Source organism: Streptomyces sp. NBC_01233 (assembly GCF_035989305.1).
GTDB lineage: Bacteria > Actinomycetota > Actinomycetes > Streptomycetales > Streptomycetaceae > Streptomyces.
The window spans coordinates 5,963,125-5,985,710 of record NZ_CP108514.1 but is presented as its reverse complement, the minus strand read 5'-3'; the positions used below and the strand labels follow the sequence as shown (position 1 = coordinate 5,985,710).

Genomic DNA, 22,586 nt, shown 5'->3' with positions numbered 1-22,586 from the left:
GCCGCGCCGGATCAGGCGGGATCGCGGGAGGTGCAGTCCACCAGGTGGTCGTTGACCAGCCCGCAGGCCTGCATCAGCGCGTAGGCCGTCGTGGGGCCGACGAAGCGGATGCCGGCCTTCTTCAGGGCCTTGGCGAGGGCGGTGGACTCCGGGGTGATGGCCGGGACCTCGGTCACCGCCCGCGGGGCGGGTACGGGCTCCTCCGGGACGTGGGACCAGATCAGGGTGTCCAGCTCGCCCGGATCCCAGCCGGCGAGGACCCTCGCGTTGGCCAGGGTCGCCTCGATCTTGGCCCGGTTGCGGATGATCCCCTCGTCTGCCAGCAGCCGCTCCGCGTCCCGCTCGTCGAACTCGGCGACCGCCGCGATCTCAAAGTCGGAGAAGGCCTTGCGGAAGCCCTCGCGCCGCCGCAGGATCGTGATCCACGACAGGCCCGACTGGAAGGCCTCCAGGCACAGCCGTTCGTACAGGGCGTCGTCGCCGTGGACCGCGCGGCCCCACTCGCTGTCGTGGTAGGCGACGTAGTCCGGCGTGGACAGCGCCCACGGGCAGCGCAGCAGCCCGTCGGGCCCGGCCAGCACGGTGCTCACCGCTCACCGCCCTTGCCGAGGTCGACCCGGTCGGCCACGTCCGCCGGTGCGGTGGCGGGCCCGGCCGCCGCGGCGGTCAGCTGCGCGATCCGCGCGTCCCGCTCGGCCAGTTCCGCCGCGAGCCGCTCCAGTACGTCGTCCACCTCGGCCATCCGGTAGCCGCGCGGCGCGACGGGCAGCCGCAGCGCGTCGATGTCCGCGCGTACGACGGGCCGGCTCTCCGGCAGCCCGTCCGCCACTCGGTCCGGCTCCGCTTCCGGCAGGACGGCCTCCGAGCCGCCCCCGATCACGGCCAGGGTGACCGCTGCCACGACCACGACCAGCGCGATCATCAAGAAGAAGAACACGATCAACTCCCCTGAGAGACTCCGGCCACCAGGTTAAGGTCGCAGGCGAGGCGCGAGGGCCGCCGAAGGAGGAAAGAGCAGGATGCTGCGACTGGGCAGGCGCGAGTTCGACACCCACGAGCCGGTGATCATGGCCATCGTGAACCGGACGCCGGACTCCTTCTACGACCAGGGCGCGACGTTCCGCGACGAGCCGGCGCTGGACCGTGTCGAGCAGGCGGTCGCCGAGGGTGCGGCGATCATCGACATCGGCGGGGTCAAGGCGGGCCCGGGCGAGCACGTGGACGCGGCCGAGGAGGCCCGGCGCACGGTCGGCTTCGTGGCCGAGGTCCGCCGCCGCTTCCCGGACGTGGTGATCAGCGTGGACACCTGGCGGCACGAGGTCGGCGAGGCCGTGTGCGAGGCCGGGGCGGACCTGCTGAACGACGCGTGGGGCGGGGTGGACCCCAAGCTGGCGGAGGTCGCCGCGCGCTACGACGTCGGCCTGGTCTGCACGCACGCGGGCGGGGTCGAGCCGCGCACCCGGCCGCACCGGGTCACGTACGAGGACGTGATGGAGGACATCCTGCGGGTCACGGTCGGCCTCGCCGAACGCGCCGCCGCGCTCGGCGTCCGCCGGGACGCGATCATGATCGACCCCGGCCACGACTTCGGGAAGAACACCCGCCACTCCCTGGAGGCCACCCGCCGGCTGGAGGAGATGACGGCGACGGGCTGGCCGGTCCTGGTCTCCCTGTCCAACAAGGACTTCGTCGGCGAGACCCTCGACAAGCCGGTCAAGGAGCGCCTGCTGGGCACCCTGGCCACGACGGCCGTCTCGGCCTGGCTGGGCGCGCAGGTCTACCGCGTCCACGAGGTCGCCGAGACCCGGCAGATCCTGGAGATGGTCCGCTCGATCCAGGGCCACCGCCCCCCGGCCGTCGCCCGCCGCGGCCTCGCCTGACCACCCGTCGGCCGGAGGCCGGCGCAGCCGCCCGAAGCCGGTGAGGCGCCCCGGCGCCGCACCGCGCGAGGACGGCGTCGAAAAGGGGCTCCTGGAGATGGTCCGCTCGATCCAGGGCCACCGCCCCCCGGCCGTCGCCCGCCGCGGCCTCGCCTGACCACCCGTCGGCCGGAGGCTGGCGCGGCCTGGCCTGAACAGCCGCAGCCGGAGGAAACGGGCCCGGGCCGCAGGGGCCCGGGCCGGTGGGGGCTACTTCCCGACTTCCTTCGTCACCAGCGCGATCGCCTCGTCCACGTCGTCCGTGACGTGGAACAGGTAGAGGTCCTTCTCCGAGGCCTTGCCCTGGGCGATCACCGTGCCCCGCAGCCAGTCGATCAGGCCGCTCCAGTACTCCGTGCCGAACAGCACGATCGGGAAGCGGGTGATCTTCTGGGTCTGGACCAGGGTCAGTGCCTCGAACAGCTCGTCCAGTGTGCCCAGGCCGCCCGGCAGGACGACGAAGCCCTGGCTGTACTTCACGAACATCGTCTTGCGGACGAAGAAGTACCGGAAGTTCAGCCCGAGATCGACGTGCTGGTTGAGCCCCTGCTCGAACGGGAGCTCGATGCCGAGGCCGACCGAGATGCCGTTGGCCTCGCGGGCGCCCTTGTTGGCCGCCTCCATCGCGCCCGGACCGCCGCCGGTGATCACCGCGAAGCCGGCGTCCACCAGCGCGCCGCCGATCCGCACGCCCGCCTCGTACTCGGGCGTGCCCGCCGCGGTGCGGGCCGATCCGAACACGCTGATCGCGGGCGGCAGCTCGGCGAGCGTGCCGAAGCCCTCGATGAACTCCGACTGGATGCGCAGGACCCGCCAGGGATCGGTGTGCACCCACTCGGAGGGCCCGGCGGAGTCCAGCAGCCGCTGGTCCGTCGTGCTGCCCGCCTTGATCTGGCTCCGCCTCCTCAGCACCGGCCCGAGCTGCTGCTCCTCGGACCGACGACGAGCGGTACCTTCGGGGTTGCCCATGATGTGCTCCCTCCTGCTGATCGTTGGATCAGGGTAGGCGCACAAAGGTGACGGGAAGCGGAATTCAGGAGGTCAGCCAGGCGCGCAGTCGTTCCTCGCAGTGCAGGATCGCCTTCGTCTCGACCCGCTCGTCGACCTTGTGGGCCAGCAGGGCGTCGCCGGGGCCGTAGTTGACGGCCGGGACGCCCAGCGCGCTGAAGCGGGAGACGTCCGTCCAGCCGAACTTCGGCATGGCGCGGCCGCCCACCGCCTCCATGAAGGCCGCGGCCGCCGGGTGGGAGAGGCCGGGGAGGGCGCCGCCGGAGGAGTCGTCGACGACGAACTCGGCGATGTCGCAGTCGGCGAACACCTCCCGTACGTGCGCGAGCGCGTCGGCCTCGCTGCGGTCGGGGGCGTAGCGGAAGTTGACCGTCACCGTGCACGCGTCGGGGATGACGTTGTTGGCGACGCCGCCCTCGATGCGCACCGCGTTGAGGCCCTCGTGGTACTCCAGGCCGTCGATGACCGGCTTGCGCGGCTCGTACGCCGCGAGCCGGGCCAGGATCGGGCTCGCCGAGTGGATGGCGTTGGAGCCCATCCAGCTGCGGGCGGAGTGCGCGCGCTCGCCGGCGGTGCGCAGCAGTACGCGCAGGGTGCCCTGGCAGCCGCCCTCGACCTCGGCGTTGGAGGGCTCCAGCAGCACCGCGAAGTCGCCCGTCAGCCAGTCGGGGTGGGCCTCGGCGACCTTGCCCAGGCCGTTGAGGTCGGCGGCGACCTCCTCCTGGTCGTAGAAGACGAAGGTGAGGTCCCGGTTCGGCTCGGGCACGGTCGCGGCGATGCGCAGCTGTACGGCGACACCGGACTTCATGTCGGTGGTGCCGCAGCCCCACAGGACGTCGTTCTCGTCGAGGCGGGACGGGACGTTGTCGGCGATCGGCACGGTGTCGAGGTGGCCGGCGAGCACGACGCGCTCGGCGCGGCCGAGGTGCGTGCGGGCGACGACGTTGTTGCCGAAGCGGTCCACGGTGAGGTGGGGCAGGCCGCGCAGCGCGTCTTCCACGAGGTCGGCGAGTACCTTCTCGTCGCCGCTCACGGACGGAATGTCGACGAGCCGGGCGGTCAGCTCGGCGGCGTCCTGGGTGAGGTCCAGCTCGGATTCGGACATGGAATGACCCTAACGCCCCGGACTGGGGCGGGGCCTCGCCGTCCGGCCGGTGGACGCGTCATATGCCTCAAGTACGGTGGGCCGCGTGTCCGAGAACCGTGATTCCCGTCCTCGCCGCCGCCGGCCGCTGCGCGCGGCCGTCGGTCTGCTCGTTCTCCTCGCGGTGATCGGCTACTTCGCCGTGCAGCGCGCCTCGAACGGCGGTGGCGGCGCCCCGTTCTGCGTGGCCAGCGTGAACGCGGGCAACTACGACGGAACCTCCGAATCGTATGAAATGTCCCCGGAGCAGGCGGCGAACGCGGCGACGATAGCCGCCGTCGGCGTCGCGAAGGGCCTGCCCGACCGGGCGGTGACCATCGCGTTGGCGACGGCCATGCAGGAGTCCGCGCTGCGCAACCTCGACCACGGCGACCGGGACTCGCTGGGCCTCTTCCAGCAGCGGCCCTCGATGGGCTGGGGCACGCCGGAGCAGATCACGGACCCGGTCTACTCGGCCGGCATCTTCTACGACCACCTCGTCGACGTGCCGGGCTACTCGCGGCTGCCGCTGACGGTGGCCGCGCAGAAGGTGCAGCGCAGCGGGTTCCCGCAGGCGTACGCGAAGCACGAGCCGGACGCGACCGTGCTGACGGCGGCCTTCGGCGGCGACGGCACCCTGGACTGCGGCGGCCCCGTACCCACGGGGCCGGGCGACCCGGAGAAGGTACGGAACGAAATGATCCGGATCTTCGGCAAGGACGGCCTGCACACCGTTGCCCCGCAGACCGGCCAGGCGGGCCAGGCCGGCCGGAACAGCGGCGGGGGCAAGGGCGGCCCGGACGTCGAGGTCACCGTGGTGGAGAAGAAGGACGGCGGTGAGGCCGCCACGCGCGCCAGCCGGGCGATGGCCCACTGGGCGGTGGCCAACTCGAAGGAGCTGGGCATCTCCCGCGTGTCCTACAGCCAGCACGCCTGGATCGCGGGCCAGGCCCGGGGACAGTGGCAGCACAAGGGCGGCACGGGGGCGAAGGACGGCGACGGGGATCCCCGCAACGCGAACCCGGGCGAAGTACGGATCTTCATGGCCCGCTGACTCCACGGCGCACCGGGGACGCCGGTGCCGGTCGTCCGTCGGTGCCCCTCGCTACGCGCCGGGGCGGACACCCGGGCGCGCGTACGAGTGATCACCCCTGCGAGGGTGATCCGTTCGGCGGGCCATGGCCCCGGGGAGGCGCGGAAGCCCTGGTCGGCCCGCATCCGATGCGCTTGTCTCGGAAGCCGATTAAACGATGCGTTACCGATCCTTTACCCACCGGCACCGCAACTCCACCCGCCCCGCGAGCGGTTAGTCATGGCGTACTCAGCCGCTACCGCTTAGGAGCAACATGTCCCTCCCCCTGACCCGTCGGATCGCCCGTGCCGCGCTGCTCCTCGCAGCCGGGGCAGCGCCCGTGGTCGGTGCGGCCGGCGCGGCCAGCGCCGCCGGTCTGGAGTCCGTGCCGCAGCTGGGCGCACTCACCGCGCAGGACGCGCCCGAAGCCGCCACCGACGCGACCACGGGCGCGGCCACCGACGCGGTGGGCTCCACCGCCAAGACCCTGCCGGCCCCGGCCGCCGACGTGGCCGGCAAGGCGGGGGGTCTGCTCGGCGGGCTGCCCGCGGCGAAGGAGCTGCCGGTGTCCGAGCTCCCCGTGTCCCAGCTGCCGGTGTCCGAGCTGCCCGTGGGCAGTGTCCTGCCGGCAGGACTGCCCGGTGGCGCACCGCTGGGCGGCTGACGCCGCGGGAAACACCGAGGGGGCCGGGAGTGCGAACTCCCGGCCCCCTCGGGCTGTTCCCGGCCCTGCCCGGCACTCAGCCGAGGCGCTTGACCGCCGCCTCGACGCGCTCGTCGGTGGCGGTGAAGGCGACGCGCACGAACCGCGCGCCCGCCTCGCCGTAGAAGTCGCCCGGCGCCACCAGGATGCCCAGGTCCGCGAGGTGGGCGACCGTCTCCCAACAGGGCTCGTCCCGGGTCACCCACAGGTAGAGGCTCGCCTCGCTGTGCTCGACCCGGAAGCCGTGCGCCTCCAGGGCCGCACGCAGCGCCGCGCGGCGGGCCGCGTAGCGCTCGCGCTGCTCCTCGACGTGGCGGTCGTCGCCGAGCGCCGCCACCGTGGCCGCCTGAACCGGGGCCGGGGTCATCATGCCGCCGTGCTTGCGGATCTCCAGGAGCTCGCCGAGCACGTCCGCGTCACCGGCGACGAAGGCAGCCCGGTAGCCCGCCAGGTTGGAGCGCTTGGAGAGGGAGTGGACGGCGACGATCCCCTCGTACGAGCCGCCGCACACGTCGTCGTGCAGGACGGAGACGGGCTCCGCCTCCCAGCCCAGTTCCAGGTAGCACTCGTCGCTGAAGAGCAGGATCCCGTGCTCGCGCGCCCAGGCCACGACCCGGACGAGCTCCTCCTTGGCGAGGACCTTTCCGGTGGGGTTGGACGGGGAGTTGAGCCACAGCAGCTTCACCCCGGCCGGGTCGAGCTCGGTGGGGTCGTCGTAGGCCACCGCTTCGGCGCCGCACAGCCGCGCGCCGACCTCGTACGTCGGGTAGGCGAGCCGGGGGTAGGCGACCTTGTCCCCCGCCCCGAGGCCCAGCTGGGTCGGCAGCCAGGCCACCAGCTCCTTGGAGCCGACGACCGGCAGGACGTTGCGGTGCTCGGCGGCGCTCGCGCCGAGGCGCCCGCGCACCCAGCCCGTGATCGCGTCGCGCAGGGCGACCGTGCCCCACACCGTCGGGTAGCCCGGGGAGTCGGCGGCCTCGATCAGGGCGCGCTGGATCAGCTCCGGGACCGGGTCCACGGGCGTGCCGACGGACAGGTCGACGATGCCGTCCGCGTGGGCCGCCGCCGTCTTCTTGTACGGCTCCAGCTTGTCCCAGGGGAAGGCGGGAAGACGGTCGGATACTGCGGCCACGATGGTCTCTGCTCTCTCTGAGTACTGGCTGGTAGCGGGTCCGCAAACGCCTCGGTCCCGTGCGGCGACGAGGCCGTACGGGACCGAGGGGCGCGTCTGCCTGAAACGGTCAGTGATCGCCGTTGATACCGGCAGGCAGCGCGGCGACGAAGGGGTGATCGCGCTCGATCAGGCCCAGCTTGGAGGCACCACCGGGCGAACCGAGCTCGTCGAAGAACTCGACGTTCGCCTTGTAGTAGTCCTTCCACTCTTCCGGAGTGTCGTCCTCGTAGAAGATGGCCTCGACCGGGCAGACCGGCTCACACGCACCACAGTCGACGCATTCGTCCGGGTGGATGTACAAGGACCGCTGGCCCTCGTAGATGCAGTCGACGGGGCACTCTTCGATGCATGCCTTGTCCTTGACGTCGACACAAGGCTCCGCGATGACGTAGGTCACGCTCTCGTTCCTCCTCGGTAGGGCTTTCCATATCGCGCGGGAGCGCGGCGTCGTCGATGCCCGCACCTAGTATCTCCGTTCCCGGGCACGATCCGAACAGGAGGGGCGGACAGAGCTGTGGAAATCAATGCCGGTGGACTGCTGGAGGTCCGAATTACCCCGGCTGACGTGGGTAAACGTGTCTCTGTACGACGGGTGGAGGCCGGGCTGAGCGGATCACCCGAGTTCACGGACACCGTCGGTGTTCTCACATCCTGGGACCAGGGTGTGCTGCTGATCACAAAGAAGGACGGGCAGTCCGTCCGCATCGCGGAATCCTCCCTGGTGGCGGGCAAGACGGTGCCTCCGGCGCCGGCCCGGCGGCGGGGCCCGGCGGCCTCCTTCGAGGAGCTGTCGCGGGTCGCGGCGCGGTCCTGGCAGCCGCTGGAGAGCGAGCGCCTGGGCGACTGGACGCTGCGGGCGTCCGCCGGATTCACCCGGCGGGCCAATTCGGTGCTGGCCGTGGGCGACCCGGGGATACCGCTGGACGATGCACTCGCGCGAGTGACCTCCTGGTACGCGGCACGAGGGCTTCCGGCCTATGTGCAGGCCGCGACCGGAGCCGCCGGCACGCAGGAGCTGCTCTGCGCGGAGCTGGAACGGCGGGGCTGGGCGTCCGAGGTGTCGGCGGAGGTACGGATCGGGGCGCTGGCGCCGGTGGCCGACGTGGCGGCGCCCGCCGCCGGATCCGTACGACTGACCCGTGTCCCGGACGAGGAGTGGCTCGGGCGCTACGGGAAGGTCAACGACCCCGACGTGGCCCGGCGGCTGCTGGTGGAGGGCCCGTCGGTGTGGTTCGCGTCGCTGTCCGGGGGCCGGGCGGTCGGGCGGTGCGTGGTGGACGGGCGCTGGGCCGGCTTCTCGGCCGTGACGGTCGATCCCGTGCAGCGGCGGGAGGGCCTGGCGACGGCCGTGATGGCCGCACTGGCCCGCAAGGCGCTGGAGGAGGGCGCGTCGGCGGCCTGGCTGCAGGTCGAGACGGACAATGCGGGGGCGCTGGCCCTGTACGACGGGCTGGGCTTCGCGACGCACCACACCTACCACCACTACCGGGCGGCGCGGTGAGTCCGGTGGGCCGGCGGGAGCAGTTCGCGGCGGAGGTCCGGTCGGAGCGGCCCGATCTGGCACTGCTGTGCCTGCTGCTGGCCACGGAGGCGGACCCGGACCTGGACGAACGCGCCATGGACTGGGCACAGATCGAGCTGGACCGGCTCGCCGGAATGCTGCCGTACGGGCTGCGGGGCGCGCGGGCGTGGGCGTCGGCCGTGACGGAACTGCTGGGCGGGCGGCTCGGCTTCCACGGCACCCCCGCGGACTACGGCCGACTGTCGTCCTCGCTGCTGCACGAGGTCCTTCGGCGGCGGCGCGGCCTGCCGATCCTGTTGTCGGTGGTGTGGCTGGAGGTCGCGCGGCGGGCAGGGGCGCCGGTGTACGGGCTGGGGCTGCCGGGGCACTTCGTGGTGGGCTTCGGGGACCCGGAGGAGGGCGTGGTGGTGGATCCCTTCGCGGGCGGCGCCTCCCTGGGCGCCGGGCCCGCGGAGCTGGCGTCGGGGCCGCGCACCCCGGCCGGCACCCTGGACATCGTGCTGCGGATCCTGGGCAACATCCGGGTGTGGGCGTCGACCCGCCCGGAGCAGTCCGGGGTGGCCCTGTGGGCGCTGGAACTCTCGCTGCTGCTGCCGTCGCATCCGGCGGCGCTGCGCTACGAGCGGGCCCGGCTGCTGGTGGAACGGGGCTCCTACCGGGAGGGGGCGGCGGCGCTGGACGCGTACGCGGACGTCGTCGCCGCGGTCGACACCGACGCGGCGGCGCGCATCCACGCCGAGGCCGTCTCCGCTCGCGCCCTGCTGAACTGACCCGGCTCGGGATTTCCGGCCCCGCCGGCGTTTGCGGTGCGGGCGCGGAGCGCCGTACGGGGTTCGGGGCGGAGCGCCGTACGGGGTTCGGGGCGGAGCCCCGGCAGCCGTGGCGCGGGCCGGAGCCGGCCCCTTTCGCGGTCGTGCGGCGGACGTGACGGTGCCCCCGCCCGGGGTCCGGGCGGGGGCACTGGTCCGTCCGTCGTGACGTGGCGGAGGCTAGTTCGCGTTGGTTTCGATGACGACGGTCCGCTCGGCGGCGGTCTTGCCGCGCAGGGCCTTGCCGAGGGCGCCGGCGACGTCCTGCGGGGTGACCGCCGTCTTGGCACCGGTGCCGCGGGTGATCAGAACCCCGTCGAAGGTGTTCCCGTAGACCGCCTTGAGCGCCTCCAGGTCGAACTTCTCGGTGAGGCGGCCGTCCACGGCCTGCATGCTGAGGAACTTCGGCAGGGACTTGGAGCCGAAGGGGAGGGACTTGCCCCCCGCCTTGACCGTGGCGATGGCGGACATCGCGGGCTCCGCGAACTCCTTCATCGCCCGGTCCAGTTCGGCCTGGTTGACGACCGGTTCCTTGGTGGTGGTCGGCAGTTCGGGCACGGCCGCCGTGCCGGTGGCGACCTGGTCGCGGAAGGCCTTGTTGACCAGCTCGACGGAGGCGTCCGCGTCCAGGGTGGTACCGGGCTTGCCCGGGACGGCGACCGCCTTGCCGGTGTCGAAGGTGATCGTGCCCTCGGTGACCGAGCCGGCCGTGCCGGCGAGCTCCTGGAGCGCGACCTGGAGCTTCTCCTCGTCGACCGGCAGCACGGCGTCGGCCTTGCGCTCGTTGCCGAGGAGGGAGCCGATGACGGTGATCGGGTTGTAGTCGCTGCCGGCCGCGTTGCGGACGGTGGTCTGGCTGTCGAGGGTCAGCCCGGCCTTGTCGGGCTTCAGCTCGACCTGCTTGCCGCCGACGCTGAGCTGGATCGGGGTGGAGGCGCGGGTGCCGAAGGCCGTCTGGAGCTTGGCGACGGCCTCGTCGCGGCTGCCGCTGATGTCGACGCCGAGGACGGTGGTGCCCTTGGGGACGTCGGAGTGGTTCAGGAGCAGCCCTGCGCCGTAGGCCACGCCGATCAGGGCCACGACCCCGCCGCCGAGCAGGACCAGCTTGGAGCGGCCCTTCTTGGCGGGCTTGGCCGGCTTGGCGGCCTCGGCCTTCTGCTGCGCGGGCACGGGGCGCGGGGCGGCCGGGGCCGGCGCGGGGGTGGGCAGCGGAGCGTCCAGCTCGGGGCCGGGCCAGCTCGGCGCCTCCTCTGCGCGGGGTCCGCCGCCGGGGCCGCCGACCGGGCCGGTGCCGAAGCCGGGACCGCCGGTGGGGCCGGCCGGGCCGTTGCCGTAGACCGGGAAGGCCTCGGTGACGGGGCCGCCGTCGCCCTGGTCGCTCCCGTACACCGGGAAGCCCTGGGTGGACCCGACGCCGGGGCCGCCGGGCATCGGGGCGGCGGGTGCGGGCGCCGGAGCCTGGGCGTAGCCGGTGCCGTATTCGGCCACGGGCGGCGGCGGGGTGCGCGGCGGCGCGTAGGCGCTGTCCGGCGCCGGCGGGGCCTGGGTGCGCGGCGGGGGCGCGTAGCCGCCCGGCACGGGCGCAGGCGGCGTCGGGCCGGGCGCGGCGCCGGGCACGGGCCGCTGCGCGAGCGGGGGCGGCGGGGCGGACGCGGCCGGCGGCATCTGCGCGGCGGCGGGCGCCGGGGGCGCGGCGTTGGCCGGCTTGCGGGGGGCGAACCAGTTGCTGGCGACCGGCTCCTCGGCTTCGGCCGGGCCCTGGGCGCGGGTCGGCTCCGGCTCCCGCTCGGCCTCGATCCGCGTCGGCTGGGGCTTGGGGCGCTGCGCGAGCGGCGGTTCGGGCCTCGGCTCGGGCGTGGGCTGCGGCCCCTGCTCCGGTGCGGTGGCGGCCGGGCCCGAGTTGGTGCCCATCGACTTGCGCACGACCACCGGCGGGATCGGCCGGGAACCCGGGATGTTGATCCGGATCCGGGTCGTCAGGGTGGTCTCGGTCTTGGGCCCGTCGGATTCGGGCGTGGACGGCTTCGAGGTCACAGGGTTCTCCTCCGGAGCGGTCGACGCGCCAGGTCCGGATGGCACAGTCGTGGACGGGTGCTGGCCGGTTCCATACGGCGGCGTCCCCGAGGGGTATGCGGCTCCGCCGTGCCCCTTGGGCCCGGAGGACGAACTGTCGGTTTCACGACTCAAGGCAGGTTCTCCCGGTTGGCTCCGCCGCCCGTCATACCGTGCGCGGGCAGCTCGGCGGCCCGTCCACCATACTGGCCGCCGCCCGCGCGCAACTGACGGCCTGGAATCAGGGGTTCCCCATCAGGCCCGCCAAACCCCCCTGAACCGCCCCGAGAGCCTGCACGCCCCCCTGCGCCGATCTCCCTACGAGGTCCGACACCACGTCACTTGGCAGACCGCGCGGCCGAAACCGGCCGGTCCAGCGAACCGCGCATCGTGGCACACATCACAGCGAGCACCGTTCCACCCAAAAGGTAGGCGTACATGCCGATTCCGGACGAACTGAGGAGGAAGTCTCCCTCGGGGCGCGGGACGCTGAGCATCACGTACGCGAGGAACCAGCCGGCCGCGGCCCCGCCCACCCCGAGGCCGGTCCCGAGGGCGATCCGGCCCCCGAGGAACAGCCCGAAGAGGGCCAGCAGGGCGAGCAGCAGGCCGCCGGGGAACCACAGGTCCACCACCAGCCAGCCGGCCGCGCCGGTCAGCGCGCCCGCGACGACCAGGCCCAGGCAGCCGGCGATCCGGCCCGCCGTCCGGGAGCCGGTCACGCCTGCACCCCCGCGAAGAGGTCGTCCTCGCGCGTCCCCGCCGGGGCGCCGGGACGGCCCTCGACCAGTTCGTAGTACTCGCGGGTGAACAGCGGCTGCGCCAGGTCGTTGGAGAGGGCGAAGAAGGGCCCGTCCACGGCGATCTGGGTGGCGTGGGCCCTCATCGCGGCCGCCTTCGCCGCCACGAAGGGCTCCTCGGCCCCGATCTCGGCGGTGATCCGCTCGTCGGCGACGACCCCCGGCACGTCCTCGGGCGAGCCCAGTCCCGGGAAGGGGTTGCCGGCTCCGGCGGCGCGCAGCTTGGCGAAGCCCTCCTCGACCACGGAGAGCGGGACGCGGTTCCAGTAGATCTTCCCGACCGCGTGCGGGTCGCCGAGGTCGCGCCGGTACGCGGTCTCCGCGGCCAGTTCGGCGGCGCGCATGGCGACCCGGTGGGCCTGGATGTGGTCCGGGTGTCCGTAGCCGCCGTCCGGGTCGTACGTGACGAGCACCTGCGGGCGCAGCTCCCGGATCACCTCCACGAGGTACGCGGCCGCCTCGTCCACGTCGGCCGACCAGAAGGCCCCCTGGCGGTGGTTCTGCGGGGCGCCCATCATCCCGGAGTCCCGGAAGCGGCCGGGGCCGCCGAGGAACCGGTGGTCGTGGACGCCCAGTTCGGCCATGGCGGCGGCGAGCTCGCCGACGCGGTGGGCGCCGAGGGTGTCGTCGCGGTCGGCCGCCAGGTGGGCGAGGCCGGGCGGGATGACCTCGCCCTCCTCGCCGAGGGTGCAGGTCACCAACGCGACGTGGGCGCCCTCGGCCGCGTACTTGGCCATGGTGACGCCGTTGTTGATCGACTCGTCGTCCGGGTGCGCGTGCACGAGGAGCAGACGACGGGCGGGAAGACCGTTCATGGGCCTAGCCTACGAGGCGCGGCTCAGAACTTGAGGCCGCTGATCATGCTGGCCACGTTCGAAGTGAGCTGGCTGAGGGTCGGCGCGATGGTGGAGCTCGCCAGGTAGAAGCCGAGCAGTACGCAGACGACCGCGTGTCCCGCCTTCAGGCCGGCCCTCCGGACCAGCAGGAAGACGATGATCGCCAGCAGCACCACGGCGGAGATCGAGAGTGCCACGGCGTTTCACCTCCACGTCGAGCGGACATCGGTACGCGTATTCGCGCTCGGCGAGAGTCATACCCACCGTGCGCTACGGATCATAACTATCCGTGCCAGCGCATCGATCGAAATCCGGCAGCACGAGGGGCGCATGGCGCGCACGGACGGGGTCACGGGGAGGCCGGCCGGGGCGGCTGTACGCCTCCCCGGCCGGCTGTCGGCACCCGCACGGCCGCACGCCACCCAGGCTGCATGCCCCAGATCTCGGGGCAGAAACGGTCAAGTTGCCCCCGTGTAAACCGCGTTGCGGGGCGGCGGCCACACCCGCACCTCACACCCCGCGGGTGGCCGGAAATGATCGATTGGCGGAGGGTCCGTCCCACGGACAGGACAGGACGGACGGGGCGGGAGCTAGTCCTCCGCACCCTTCGCCGGCGCGGGCGGGACCACCTGTTTCTCCGCCGCGAAATGGCAGGCCGAGGGATGGGCCGCCGGACCCGGGGGGAAGACCTCCGGGACCGCCAGCAGCGGAACCTCCGCCGTGCAGCGGGGCTGGGCCTTCCAGCACCGGGTGCGGAAGGGGCAGCCCGACGGCGGGTCGGCCGGGGACGGCACGTCGCCGGAGAGGATGATCCGCTCACGACGGGCGCGGGCCTGCGGGTCGGGCACGGGAACGGCCGATAGCAGGGCCTGGGTGTACGGGTGGGTGGGGTGGTCGTAGATCTGGATGTCGGTGCCGATCTCCACGATCCGGCCCAGGTACATGACGCCGACCCGGTCGGAGATGTGCCGCACGATCGACAGGTCGTGCGCGATGAAGACGTAGGACAGGCTGAAGTCGTTCTGGAGGCGGTCCAGGAGGTTGATCACCTGCGCCTGCACGGAGACGTCGAGCGCGGAGACCGGCTCGTCGGCCACGATAATCTCGGGCTGGAGCGCGAGGCCGCGGGCGATGCCGATGCGCTGGCGCTGGCCGCCGGAGAACTGGTGCGGGTAGCGGTTGATGTACTCCGGGTTGAGTCCGACCACGTCGAGGAGGTCCTGGACCTTCTGACGGCGCGAACCCTTGGGAGCCACCTCCGGGTGGATCTCGTAGGGCTCGCCGATGATGTCGCCGACCGTCATGCGCGGGTTCAGCGAGGTGTACGGGTCCTGGAACACCATCTGGATGTTGCGGCGCACTGCCTTCAGGGCGCGGCCGGACAGCTTGGCGAGGTCCTCGCCCTTGTAGAGGATCGAACCCGACGTCGGCCGCTCCAGGTTGACCAGCATCTTGGCCACGGTCGACTTCCCGCAGCCGGACTCGCCGACGATGCCCAGCGTCTCGCCGGCGCGCAGGTCGAAGGAGACCCCGTCGACGGCCTTGACCGCGCCGACCTGCTTGCGGAAGACGATGCCCTGGGTCAGCGGGTAGTGCTTGACCAGGTCCTTCACTTCCAGAAGGGACTCAGCCACGGAGGCACTCCTTCCAGAAGAAGCACGCGCTGGTCCGTTCCCCGGCCACCTGCGCGAGCGGCGGGACCTCGGCGCGGCAGACGGCCTGGGCCATCGGACAGCGCGGGTTGAAGGCGCAGCCGGGCGGGATGGCCAGCAGGTTCGGCGGCAGGCCCTTGATGGCGTACAACTCCTGGCCCTTCTGGTCCAGGCGCGGGATGGAATCCAGCAGTCCGCGCGTGTACGGGTGGGCGGGCGCCTTGTAGATCTCGTGGACGGGGGCCGCCTCGACGATCCGGCCCGCGTACATGACGGCGATCTTGTCGGCCACGTCGGCGACCACGCCCAGGTCGTGGGTGATCAGGATGAGGCCCATGTTGAGCTCGCGCTGGAGCTCGGCCAGCAGGTCCATCACCTGGGCCTGGACGGTCACGTCCAGGGCCGTCGTCGGCTCGTCCGCGATGATCAGCGAGGGCTCCAGGGCCAGCGCCATGGCGATCATGATGCGCTGGCGCATGCCGCCCGAGAACTGGTGCGGGAAGTCCCCCACCCGCTGCTTCGCCGCCGGGATCTTCACCCGGTCCATCAGCTCGACGGCCTTGGCCTTGGCGTCCTTGCGGGACATCCCGCGGTGCACCTCGTACATCTCGCCGAGCTGCTTGCCCACGCTCAGGACCGGGTTCAGGGAGGAGAGCGCGTCCTGGAAGATCATCGCCATGTCGGCGCCGCGGATCTTGCGCCGCTCCTCCTCCTTCATCTTGAGGAGGTCCTTGCCCTTGAAGAGGATCTCGCCGCCCGCGATCCGGCCCGGCGGCATGTCGAGGATCCCCATCACGGCCTGGGCGGTCACCGACTTGCCGGAGCCCGACTCGCCGAGCACGGCGAGCGTCTCGCCCTCGTCCACCGAGTAGTCGACACCGTTGACCGCCTTCGCGACTCCGTCGCGCGTCTTGAATTCCACGTGCAGGTCGCGGACTTCGAGCAGCATGTGCGGGGCTCCTCAGCGCAGCTTGGGGTCGAGGGCGTCGCGCACCGCGTCGCCGAGCATGATGAAGGCGAGCACCGTGATGCTCAGCGCGCCCGCCGGCCAGAGCAGCATGTGCGGGGCGTTGCGGATCTGCGAGGCCGCGTTGGAGATGTCGATGCCCCAGGAGACGGTCGGCGGGCGCAGGCCGACGCCGAGGAAGGACAGGGTGGCCTCCAGGGCGATGTACGTGCCGAGCGCGATGGTGGCGACGACGATGACGGGGGCGACGGCGTTGGGCGCCACGTGCCGCAGCATCATCCGGCCGTTGCCGGCCCCGAGGGCCCGGGCGGCCTGGACGTAGTCGTTCTGTTTGGCGGTGATCACCGAGCCGCGGGCGATGCGGGCGATCTGCGGCCAGCCGAGGAGCACGATGAAGCCGACCACGGGCCACACGGTGGTGCTGGTGACGACGGACAGGAAGACCAGGCCGCCGAGGACCACCGGGATGCCGAAGAAGATGTCGGCGATCCGGGAGAGCAGCGCGTCGCCCCAGCCGCCGAAGAAGCCGGCGAGCCCGCCGAGGGCGGAGCCGAGCAGGGCGGCGCCGAGGGTGGCGCAGACGCCCACGGTGATGGAGGCGCGCGCCCCGTACACCGTGCGGGTGTAGACGTCGCAGCCCTGCGTGTCGTAGCCGAAGGGGTGGCCCGGGGAGGAGCCCTGCTGTGATTTGGACAGGTCGCACTGGAGCGGGTCCCCGCTCGCGATGAGCTGCGGCCAGATCGAGATGACCACGAGGAAGAGGATCATCAGCGAGGAGATGACGAAGACGGGGTTGCGGCGCAGCTGGTGCCAGGCGTCGGACCACAGGGAGCGGGCCTTCTCCCGCGACCCGGGGCCGGTGGGCCCGGCGGTCTTCTCGATGCCCTCGACGCTCTCGGCTTCCTCCAGCGCCAGATCCATGGGTCCTCCCTGGCCGGTGGGTGAGATCGCCTCGTGCCGGCGGGGGCCGACGGGGTCGTATCCGCCGGGGCCTTCGGCGCGCTCGGGAGGCTCGGGCTCAGGCATAACGGATCCTCGGGTCCAGGACCGCGTAGAGCAGGTCGACGAGCAGGTTCGCCAGCAGGAAGACGATGACGAGGATCGTCACGAAGCCGACGACCGTCGGGGAGTTGTTGCGCAGGATGCCCTGGTAGAGCTGGTAGCCGACGCCGTGGATGTTGAAGATCCGCTCGGTGACGATGGCGCCGCCCATCAGCGCGCCGATGTCGGTGCCGATGAAGGTGACGACGGGGATCAGCGAGTTGCGCAGCAGGTGGCGGGTGACGACCCGGCGGCGCGGCAGGCCTTTGGCGACGGCGGTGCGCACGTAGTCGGCCTTGACGTTCTCGGCGATGGAGGTGCGGGAGAGCCGGGTGACGTAGGCGAGGGAGACCAGCGCGAGCACGATGCCGGGCAGGATCAGCTCGTCGAGGGGGGCGTCCGGGGAGACGGTGGGCCGCACCCAGCCCCATTCGACGCCGAAGAGGTACTGGAGCAGGTAACCCGTCACGAAGGTGGGCACCGAGATGACCACGAGGGTGAGCACGAGCACCGAGGTGTCGACGGTCTTGCCGCGGCGCAGCCCGCTGAGCACGCCGAGGGTGATGCCGATGACGACCTCGAAGAAGATCGCGACCATGGTCAGGCGCAGGGTGACGGGGAAGGCGCTGGCCATCAGGTCGGTGACGGACTGGCCGTTGAAGGCCGTGCCGAAGTCGCCCTGGAAGATCTGCCCCATGTAGTGGAGGTACTGCTTCCACAGGGGCTGGTCGAGGTAGAGGTCCTTGCGGATGCGCGCGGCGGTGGCGGGGTCGGGAGCCTTGTCGCCGAAGAGGGCCGCGACCGGGTCGCCGAGCGCGTACACCATGACGAAGATCAGGAACGTGCTGCCGATGAACACCGGGATCATCTGGAGCAGCCGCCGGATCACATAACGTCCCATGGACTGCTCCAGGATCGATCCGAAACGAGGGTCAGCCGACCTTGATCTGGTCGTACACGGGGACGCTGAACTGGTTGAGCTCCACGTCGGAGAGGCGCTCGGCGTAGCCCGCGCTGCCGTTCTGGTACCAGAGCGGGATGGCCGGCATCTGCTCGGCGAGGATCTTCTCGGAGTCCTGGAACTTCGCGATGGCCTTGGCCTGGTCGCTCTCCTGGTTGGCCTCGTCGACGAGCCTGTCGAAGTCCGGGTTGCTGAACTTCCCGTAGTTGGAGGAGGCACCGGTGTAGTAGAGCGGCTGGAGGAAGTTCTGGATCAGCGGGTAGTCGGCCTGCCAGCCGGAGCGGAAGGGGCCGGTCAGCTTGAACGAGCTCTGCTGGTTGCGGAAGTCGGCGAAGGTGCCGATCGGGTTGACCGTGCACACCGGGCCCTCGCCCAGCGCGTTGTTGATGCTGTTGCAGACGGCGTCCATCCAGTCGCGGTGCGAGCCGGTGTCCACGTTGGAGGTCAGCGTGACCTTGCCGCCGGGGAGGCCGCCGCCCTCCTGGATGAGCTTCTTGGCCTCGGCCGGGTCGTAGACGCAGGCGTCGCCGCAGACCGTGGCGGAGAAGCCGCCCTTCTCACCGAGCGCCGGCGAGGTCCAGTCCTTGGCGGGGGTGCGGGTCTCGCGGAAGATCTGCTTGGTGATCTCGTCGCGGTTGATCGCCCGGGAGATGCCCTGGCGGACCTTCTCCGTGCCCGGCTTGCTCCACTGCGGGTCGTACAGCGGGAAGGTGAGGGTCTGGATGATGAGGGCCGGCTGGTTGATGTACCGGTCGCCGAGGTCGTTCTTGACGTTCTTCAGCTGCTGCGCCGGGATGTCGTCGACGAGGTCGAGGTTGCCGGAGATCAGGTCGGTGTAGGCGGTGTTGTTGTCGGTGTAGACCTTCAGGTCCACTCCGCCGTTCTGCGCCTTGTCCGCACCGGGGTACGCGTCCCACTTGCGCAGCTTCATGCCGGTGCCCTTGGTGTACGAGTCCACCGTGTACGGGCCGTTCCCGACGGGCTTGTTCAGCCAGGCGGTGTGGTCGGTGAAGAAGGCCTTGGGCAGGGGCGAGAACGCCTGGTAGCCGAGGGTCTCGGGCCAGGTGGAGAACTTGTTCTTGAGGGCGACGGTGAAGGTCTTGGGGTCCTTGACGACCAGGCCGGACATCGTCTTCGCCTTCGGTTCCCCGGAGGCCGGGTGCACGTCCTGGTAGCCGACGATGTCGGAGAAGAACGGCGAGTTGTTCTGCTTGTTGCGCACGTCCGCGCCGTAGTTCCAGGCGTCCACGAAGGACTCGGAGGTGACCGGCTCGTCGTTGCTGAACTTCCAGCCGTCCTTCAGCGTGATCGTGAAGTTCTGGTTGTCCGTCGTCTCGATCTTCTCGGCGAGCATGTTGTTCGCCTCGCCGGTCTTCGGGTCGTAGCGCTTGAGACCCCGGAAGAGCATGTCGAGGACCTTGCCGCCCTGCACCTCGTTGGTGTTGGCGGGCTCCAAAGGGTTCTGCGGGTCACCCCAGGACGAGCTGATGATCCCGGCCTCGCCACCGCCTCCGCCACTGTCGCTTCCGCCGCCGCAGGCCGTCGCCGCGAGGGCGACGGCCACAGCACATGCGGCCCACTGGGCGTGGGTGGCTCCGCGCATGGAGTGCCTCCTAGGGGTCCCAGACTCACTTAGGGGCCAATGTCACCCTATGTGGGGTCCCGCACACTCCTGGTTGGACCGATTGCACCCGCGCGTCACGCGCCTGTCACCCCTGCGAGTGCAACGGCAGCTCCCAGGAGTCGACCGCGTAGTGCAGGCCCATGCCGTGCGCCTCGTAGAGCCCGAGCGCGCCCGTTTCGTTGTGGATGTCCACGCCGAGGCCCACGGTGTCCCGGCCGCGCGCGGCGTACTCCGCGAAGCAGTGGCGCAGCAGGAAACCGCCGAGGCCGCGGCCGCGGAGCTCCTTGCGCACGCCGATGTGGCCGACCCAGCCCATGCTCGTCCGGTCGTCCCGGCTGAGCAGGACGGCCGCGTCGCCGTGGCCGGGCAGGCTCGCGATCCAGACCAACGACCAGTCGAGCCTGCGGCCGTCGATGTGGTCCAGCCAGGACTCGTACGGGCGGTCCACATGGCCGAAGTGAGCCGCGAAGGTCTCCTCGATCAGGGCGTGGGCCCGGTGGCGGTCGGCCTCGTCGTCGGCGCAGTGGCGCAGGGTGAGACCGGCCGGGACGGCCGGCGGGAGGTCGGCGGCCGGCGACAGGGAGCGGGTCATGACCTGGTAGCGGCGGATGGTGCGGTAGCCGCGCGCCGTGAGGAGGGAGAGGTCGAGGGTGGGCTCCACGTTGAGCTGGAGTCTCAGCACGCCGGACTCGCCGGCGAGCTCCCGGGCCCGGCTCTCCATGTGCTCCAGCAGCCGTTCGGCGGCCTCGCGGTGACCGGGCAGCACGTAGTGGTCCCCGTCGACGCGGCCCGGACCGGAGTCCGCCCAGACGAGGGCGTAGGCCACGAGCCGGCCGTCCTCGAAGGCGAGCCAGGAGTCCGTGGCCAGGTCGACGTCGGGGGCGTTGAGGTCGGATTCGACGGTGCCCAGGTCGGTCTCGGGGCGGCCGATCTCGATCACGTCGACGGCGTTGAGGAGGGCGCAGATGTCGGCTGCGTCCCCGGGCCCGGCGGGCCGTACGGTGAGGGTCATTGCCTCATGCTCCGGCCCGCGCTCCGGGCGCCGCAACAGGGTTTCGGCAACGGGGGTTTCCGCACCGGGGTTTCCGCACCGGGGTCCCCACCGCACACGGAAACGGCCGGTCCCCGGTGCTCGAAGCACCGGGGACCGGCCGTGGCCGTACGGGTCCGTCGGAGGTCAGACGGCCAGGATGGCCTTCTCCTCCGCGAAGTGGCACGCCGACTCGTGCGCGGCCGGGCCGGTCTGGCCCTTGAAGCGCTCCGGGATCGCCAGCAGCGGCTCCTCGGTGGAGCACTTGTCCTCGGCCTTCCAGCAGCGGGTGCGGAAGCGGCAGCCCGACGGCGGGTTGGCCGGCGACGGGACGTCACCGGTGAGGATGATGCGCTCGCGGCCCTCGCGGGCCTCCGGGTCGGGGACCGGGACGGCGGAGAGCAGCGCCTGGGTGTACGGGTGCGTCGGGTGCTCGTAGATCTGGGCGTCGGAGCCGATCTCGGCCATCTTGCCCAGGTACATGACGCCGACGCGGTCCGAGATGTGCCGGACGATCGACAGGTCGTGCGCGATGAAGAGGTAGGAGAGGTTGAACTCGTCCTGGAGCTTCTCCATCAGGTTGATGACCTGCGCCTGCACCGACACGTCGAGCGCGGAGACCGGCTCGTCGCAGATGATGATCTCGGGCTGCAGGGCCAGGCCGCGGGCGATGCCGATGCGCTGGCGCTGACCGCCGGAGAACTGGTGCGGGTACCGGTTGATGTACTCCGGGTTCAGGCCCACGACGTCCAGGAGCTCCTGGACCTTGCGGCGCCGGTCGCCCTTGGGAGCCACCTCGGGGTGGATCTCGTAGGGCTCCCCGATGATGTCGCCGACCGTCATGCGCGGGTTCAGCGAGGTGTACGGGTCCTGGAACACCATCTGGATGTTGCGGCGGACGGCCTTGAGGGCCTTGCCGGACAGCCGGCTGATGTCCTCGCCCTTGTAGAGCACCTGGCCGGAGGTGGCCCGCTCCAGGTTCATCAGGAGCTTGGCGACCGTGGACTTGCCACAGCCGGACTCGCCGACGATGCCGAGGGTCTCGCCCTGGTAGAGGTCGAAGGAGATCCCGTCGACCGCCTTGACCGCACCGACCTGCTTCTTGAACAGGATGCCCTGGGTCAGCGGGAAGTGCTTGACCAGGTTGCGGACCTGGAGGATCGGCTCGCGCTCGGTGGCGTTCTTGGTGAGCTCAGCCATGGATCTGCTCCTTCCAGAAGTGGCACGCGCTGCCGCGGCCGGGCAGTTCGGTGCCGTCCTGCTCGGTGACGGGGTGCAGCACCGGGATCTCGGTGCGGCAGATGTCCTGCGCCTTGGGACAGCGGGGGCTGAAGGCGCAGCCCGCGGGAATGCGGAGCAGGTTGGGCGGCAGACCCTTGATCGCGTAGAGCTCCTGGCCCTTCTGGTCCAGGCGCGGGATCGAGTCGAGCAGGCCGCGGGTGTACGGGTGGGACGGGCGCTTGTAGATCTCGTGGACCGGAGCGGTCTCGACGATCCGGCCCGCGTACATGACCGCGATCTTGTCCGCGACGTCGGCGACGACGCCGAGGTCGTGGGTGATCAGGATCAGGCCCATGTTCATCTCGCGCTGGAGCTCCGCGAGCAGGTCCATGACCTGCGCCTGGACCGTCACGTCGAGAGCCGTGGTGGGCTCGTCGGCGATGATCAGGTCCGGCTCCAGGGCCAGCGCCATGGCGATCATGATGCGCTGGCGCATACCGCCGGAGAACTGGTGCGGGTAGTCGCCCACGCGCGCCTTGGCGGCGGGGATCTTCACGCGGTCCATGAGCTCGATGGCCTTGGCCTTCGAGTCCTTCTTGGACATGCCGCGGTGGACCCGGAACATCTCGCCGAGCTGGTCGCCCACCGAGTAGACCGGGTTCAGGGAGGACAGCGCGTCCTGGAAGATCATCGCCATCTTGTTGCCGCGGAGCTTGCGGCGCTCCTCGTCGGACATCTTGAGGATGTCCTTGCCGTGGAAGCGCACCTCGCCGCCCGCGACCCGTCCGGGCGGGCTGTCGAGAATGCCCATGATCGCCTGTGCGGTGACGGACTTGCCGGAGCCGGACTCGCCGAGCACGGCGAGGGTCTCGCCGGAGTTGACGCTGTAGCTCACGCCGTTGACGGCCTTGGCGACCCCGTCACGGGTCTTGAACTCGACCTGGAGGTTGTCCACCTCCAGCAGCGGCACGGCGGACCCGCCACCCGTCTCCGCAACGCTGAGAATCTCCGACGTCGTCACGCCGCCACCTTCGTCCTGCTTGCTGATGTTGTCTCGGGGCATCGCGCGGCC

23 protein-coding genes are annotated in these 22,586 nt (G+C 71.4%); 5 read left to right on the top strand and 18 right to left on the bottom strand.

Annotation, left to right across the window (positions count from 1 at the left end; all coding sequences use genetic code 11):
• Positions 1 to 11: 11 nt before the first annotated feature.
• Both OG332_RS28675 and OG332_RS28670 read right to left on the bottom strand, forming a co-directional pair.
• The gene (locus tag OG332_RS28675) at positions 12 to 590 is read right to left on the bottom strand and encodes a DNA-3-methyladenine glycosylase I (protein ID WP_327416167.1); all 579 of its coding nucleotides are present in this window, start codon (positions 588 to 590) and stop codon (positions 12 to 14) included.
• Positions 587 to 943: a DivIVA domain-containing protein gene (locus tag OG332_RS28670; RefSeq protein WP_327416166.1), complete on the bottom strand. Its 357-nt coding sequence runs from the start codon at positions 941 to 943 to the stop codon at positions 587 to 589. Before OG332_RS28670 ends, OG332_RS28675 begins: the two co-directional genes overlap by 4 nt.
• 76 nt (positions 944 to 1,019) lie before the next feature.
• Here OG332_RS28670 and folP point away from each other — a divergent pair, with 76 nt between their 5' ends.
• Entirely contained in the window at positions 1,020 to 1,880 is an 861-nt protein-coding gene (folP, locus tag OG332_RS28665; protein WP_327416165.1) for a dihydropteroate synthase, read from the top strand.
• Between the two features lie 249 nt (positions 1,881 to 2,129).
• On the opposite strand, the gene OG332_RS28660 is transcribed toward folP, so the two are convergent.
• Positions 2,130 to 2,888: a TIGR00730 family Rossman fold protein gene (locus OG332_RS28660; protein ID WP_327416164.1), complete on the bottom strand. Its 759-nt coding sequence runs from the start codon at positions 2,886 to 2,888 to the stop codon at positions 2,130 to 2,132.
• Between the two features lie 64 nt (positions 2,889 to 2,952).
• On the bottom strand, positions 2,953 to 4,032 hold the full coding sequence (gene dapE, locus OG332_RS28655) for a succinyl-diaminopimelate desuccinylase (RefSeq protein WP_327416163.1): 1,080 nt from the start codon (positions 4,030 to 4,032) through the stop codon (positions 2,953 to 2,955).
• A 76-nt stretch (positions 4,033 to 4,108) separates the two neighbouring features.
• Between dapE and OG332_RS28650 the strand changes: the two genes are divergently transcribed.
• Together OG332_RS28650 and OG332_RS28645 are read left to right on the top strand one after the other, a co-directional pair.
• Positions 4,109 to 5,104 (top strand): hypothetical protein, encoded by a 996-nt coding sequence (locus OG332_RS28650; RefSeq protein ID WP_442816220.1) that lies wholly within the window; start codon positions 4,109 to 4,111, stop codon positions 5,102 to 5,104.
• A gap of 292 nt (positions 5,105 to 5,396) precedes the next feature.
• A complete protein-coding gene (locus OG332_RS28645; protein WP_327416161.1) occupies positions 5,397 to 5,786 on the top strand; it encodes an ATP-binding protein in 390 nt (129 codons plus the stop codon).
• A 76-nt stretch (positions 5,787 to 5,862) separates the two neighbouring features.
• Here OG332_RS28645 and dapC read toward each other — a convergent pair whose 3' ends face one another.
• Together dapC and fdxA are read right to left on the bottom strand one after the other, a co-directional pair.
• Complete coding sequence (gene dapC, locus OG332_RS28640) at positions 5,863 to 6,957, bottom strand: succinyldiaminopimelate transaminase (protein WP_327416160.1); 1,095 nt, start codon at positions 6,955 to 6,957, stop codon at positions 5,863 to 5,865.
• Between the two features lie 109 nt (positions 6,958 to 7,066).
• Positions 7,067 to 7,396: a ferredoxin gene (gene fdxA, locus OG332_RS28635; RefSeq protein ID WP_327416159.1), complete on the bottom strand. Its 330-nt coding sequence runs from the start codon at positions 7,394 to 7,396 to the stop codon at positions 7,067 to 7,069.
• A gap of 117 nt (positions 7,397 to 7,513) precedes the next feature.
• On the opposite strand from fdxA, the gene OG332_RS28630 reads away from it, so the two are divergent.
• Together OG332_RS28630 and OG332_RS28625 are read left to right on the top strand one after the other, a co-directional pair.
• Entirely contained in the window at positions 7,514 to 8,500 is a 987-nt protein-coding gene (locus OG332_RS28630; protein ID WP_327416158.1) for a GNAT family N-acetyltransferase, read from the top strand.
• Positions 8,497 to 9,291, top strand: coding sequence for a transglutaminase-like domain-containing protein (locus OG332_RS28625; RefSeq protein WP_442816219.1), 795 nt, complete (start codon positions 8,497 to 8,499; stop codon positions 9,289 to 9,291). Before OG332_RS28630 ends, OG332_RS28625 begins: the two co-directional genes overlap by 4 nt.
• A gap of 219 nt (positions 9,292 to 9,510) precedes the next feature.
• Here the strand turns inward: OG332_RS28625 and OG332_RS28620 are convergent, their stop codons facing one another.
• The 12 genes from OG332_RS28620 to OG332_RS28565 form a co-directional block, all read right to left on the bottom strand.
• On the bottom strand, positions 9,511 to 11,517 hold the full coding sequence (locus OG332_RS28620; protein ID WP_442816218.1) for a hypothetical protein: 2,007 nt from the start codon (positions 11,515 to 11,517) through the stop codon (positions 9,511 to 9,513).
• Positions 11,518 to 11,720: 203 nt separating this feature from the next.
• Positions 11,721 to 12,104 carry a DUF6113 family protein gene (locus OG332_RS28615; RefSeq protein WP_327416156.1) on the bottom strand — a complete coding sequence of 128 codons (384 nt, stop codon included), beginning with the start codon at positions 12,102 to 12,104 and terminating at the stop codon, positions 11,721 to 11,723.
• Complete coding sequence (mshB, locus tag OG332_RS28610) at positions 12,101 to 12,997, bottom strand: N-acetyl-1-D-myo-inositol-2-amino-2-deoxy-alpha-D-glucopyranoside deacetylase (protein ID WP_327416155.1); 897 nt, start codon at positions 12,995 to 12,997, stop codon at positions 12,101 to 12,103. Before mshB ends, OG332_RS28615 begins: the two co-directional genes overlap by 4 nt.
• A 23-nt stretch (positions 12,998 to 13,020) precedes the next feature.
• Positions 13,021 to 13,215, bottom strand: coding sequence for a hypothetical protein (locus tag OG332_RS28605; protein ID WP_030012369.1), 195 nt, complete (start codon positions 13,213 to 13,215; stop codon positions 13,021 to 13,023).
• 393 nt (positions 13,216 to 13,608) lie between these two features.
• Positions 13,609 to 14,652, bottom strand: a complete 1,044-nt coding sequence (locus OG332_RS28600; RefSeq protein WP_327416154.1) for an ABC transporter ATP-binding protein — start codon at positions 14,650 to 14,652, stop codon at positions 13,609 to 13,611.
• Entirely contained in the window at positions 14,645 to 15,619 is a 975-nt protein-coding gene (locus OG332_RS28595; RefSeq protein ID WP_327416153.1) for an ABC transporter ATP-binding protein, read from the bottom strand. The genes OG332_RS28600 and OG332_RS28595 overlap by 8 nt, the downstream gene beginning before the upstream one ends.
• Before the next feature lie 12 nt (positions 15,620 to 15,631).
• Positions 15,632 to 16,663, bottom strand: coding sequence for an ABC transporter permease (locus tag OG332_RS28590; RefSeq protein WP_442816217.1), 1,032 nt, complete (start codon positions 16,661 to 16,663; stop codon positions 15,632 to 15,634).
• Positions 16,656 to 17,579, bottom strand: a complete 924-nt coding sequence (locus OG332_RS28585; protein WP_327416152.1) for an ABC transporter permease — start codon at positions 17,577 to 17,579, stop codon at positions 16,656 to 16,658. Before OG332_RS28585 ends, OG332_RS28590 begins: the two co-directional genes overlap by 8 nt.
• 31 nt (positions 17,580 to 17,610) lie before the next feature.
• Positions 17,611 to 19,242: a peptide ABC transporter substrate-binding protein gene (locus tag OG332_RS28580; RefSeq protein WP_327416151.1), complete on the bottom strand. Its 1,632-nt coding sequence runs from the start codon at positions 19,240 to 19,242 to the stop codon at positions 17,611 to 17,613.
• A gap of 106 nt (positions 19,243 to 19,348) precedes the next feature.
• Positions 19,349 to 20,275: a GNAT family N-acetyltransferase gene (locus OG332_RS28575; protein WP_327416150.1), complete on the bottom strand. Its 927-nt coding sequence runs from the start codon at positions 20,273 to 20,275 to the stop codon at positions 19,349 to 19,351.
• A 165-nt stretch (positions 20,276 to 20,440) separates the two neighbouring features.
• Positions 20,441 to 21,493, bottom strand: a complete 1,053-nt coding sequence (locus OG332_RS28570) for an ABC transporter ATP-binding protein (RefSeq protein ID WP_327416149.1) — start codon at positions 21,491 to 21,493, stop codon at positions 20,441 to 20,443.
• Positions 21,486 to 22,577 carry an ABC transporter ATP-binding protein gene (locus OG332_RS28565; protein WP_442816216.1) on the bottom strand — a complete coding sequence of 364 codons (1,092 nt, stop codon included), beginning with the start codon at positions 22,575 to 22,577 and terminating at the stop codon, positions 21,486 to 21,488. Before OG332_RS28565 ends, OG332_RS28570 begins: the two co-directional genes overlap by 8 nt.
• Positions 22,578 to 22,586: the final 9 nt, after the last annotated feature.

Bases quoted from the DNA above. Each gene is read 5' to 3' on its own strand.
- folP (WP_327416165.1), top strand. From the start codon at position 1,020: ATGCTGCGACTGGGCAGGCGCGAGTTCGACACCCACGAGCCGGTGATC.
- OG332_RS28660 (WP_327416164.1), bottom strand. From the start codon at position 2,888: ATGGGCAACCCCGAAGGTACCGCTCGTCGTCGGTCCGAGGAGCAGCAG.
- dapE (WP_327416163.1), bottom strand. From the start codon at position 4,032: ATGTCCGAATCCGAGCTGGACCTCACCCAGGACGCCGCCGAGCTGACC.
- OG332_RS28645 (WP_327416161.1), top strand. From the start codon at position 5,397: ATGTCCCTCCCCCTGACCCGTCGGATCGCCCGTGCCGCGCTGCTCCTC.
- mshB (WP_327416155.1), bottom strand. From the start codon at position 12,997: ATGAACGGTCTTCCCGCCCGTCGTCTGCTCCTCGTGCACGCGCACCCG.
- OG332_RS28595 (WP_327416153.1), bottom strand. From the start codon at position 15,619: ATGCTGCTCGAAGTCCGCGACCTGCACGTGGAATTCAAGACGCGCGAC.
- OG332_RS28590 (WP_442816217.1), bottom strand. From the start codon at position 16,663: ATGCCTGAGCCCGAGCCTCCCGAGCGCGCCGAAGGCCCCGGCGGATAC.
- OG332_RS28585 (WP_327416152.1), bottom strand. From the start codon at position 17,579: ATGGGACGTTATGTGATCCGGCGGCTGCTCCAGATGATCCCGGTGTTC.
- OG332_RS28580 (WP_327416151.1), bottom strand. From the start codon at position 19,242: ATGCGCGGAGCCACCCACGCCCAGTGGGCCGCATGTGCTGTGGCCGTC.
- OG332_RS28575 (WP_327416150.1), bottom strand. From the start codon at position 20,275: ATGACCCTCACCGTACGGCCCGCCGGGCCCGGGGACGCAGCCGACATC.
- OG332_RS28570 (WP_327416149.1), bottom strand. From the start codon at position 21,493: ATGGCTGAGCTCACCAAGAACGCCACCGAGCGCGAGCCGATCCTCCAG.
- OG332_RS28565 (WP_442816216.1), bottom strand. From the start codon at position 22,577: ATGCCCCGAGACAACATCAGCAAGCAGGACGAAGGTGGCGGCGTGACG.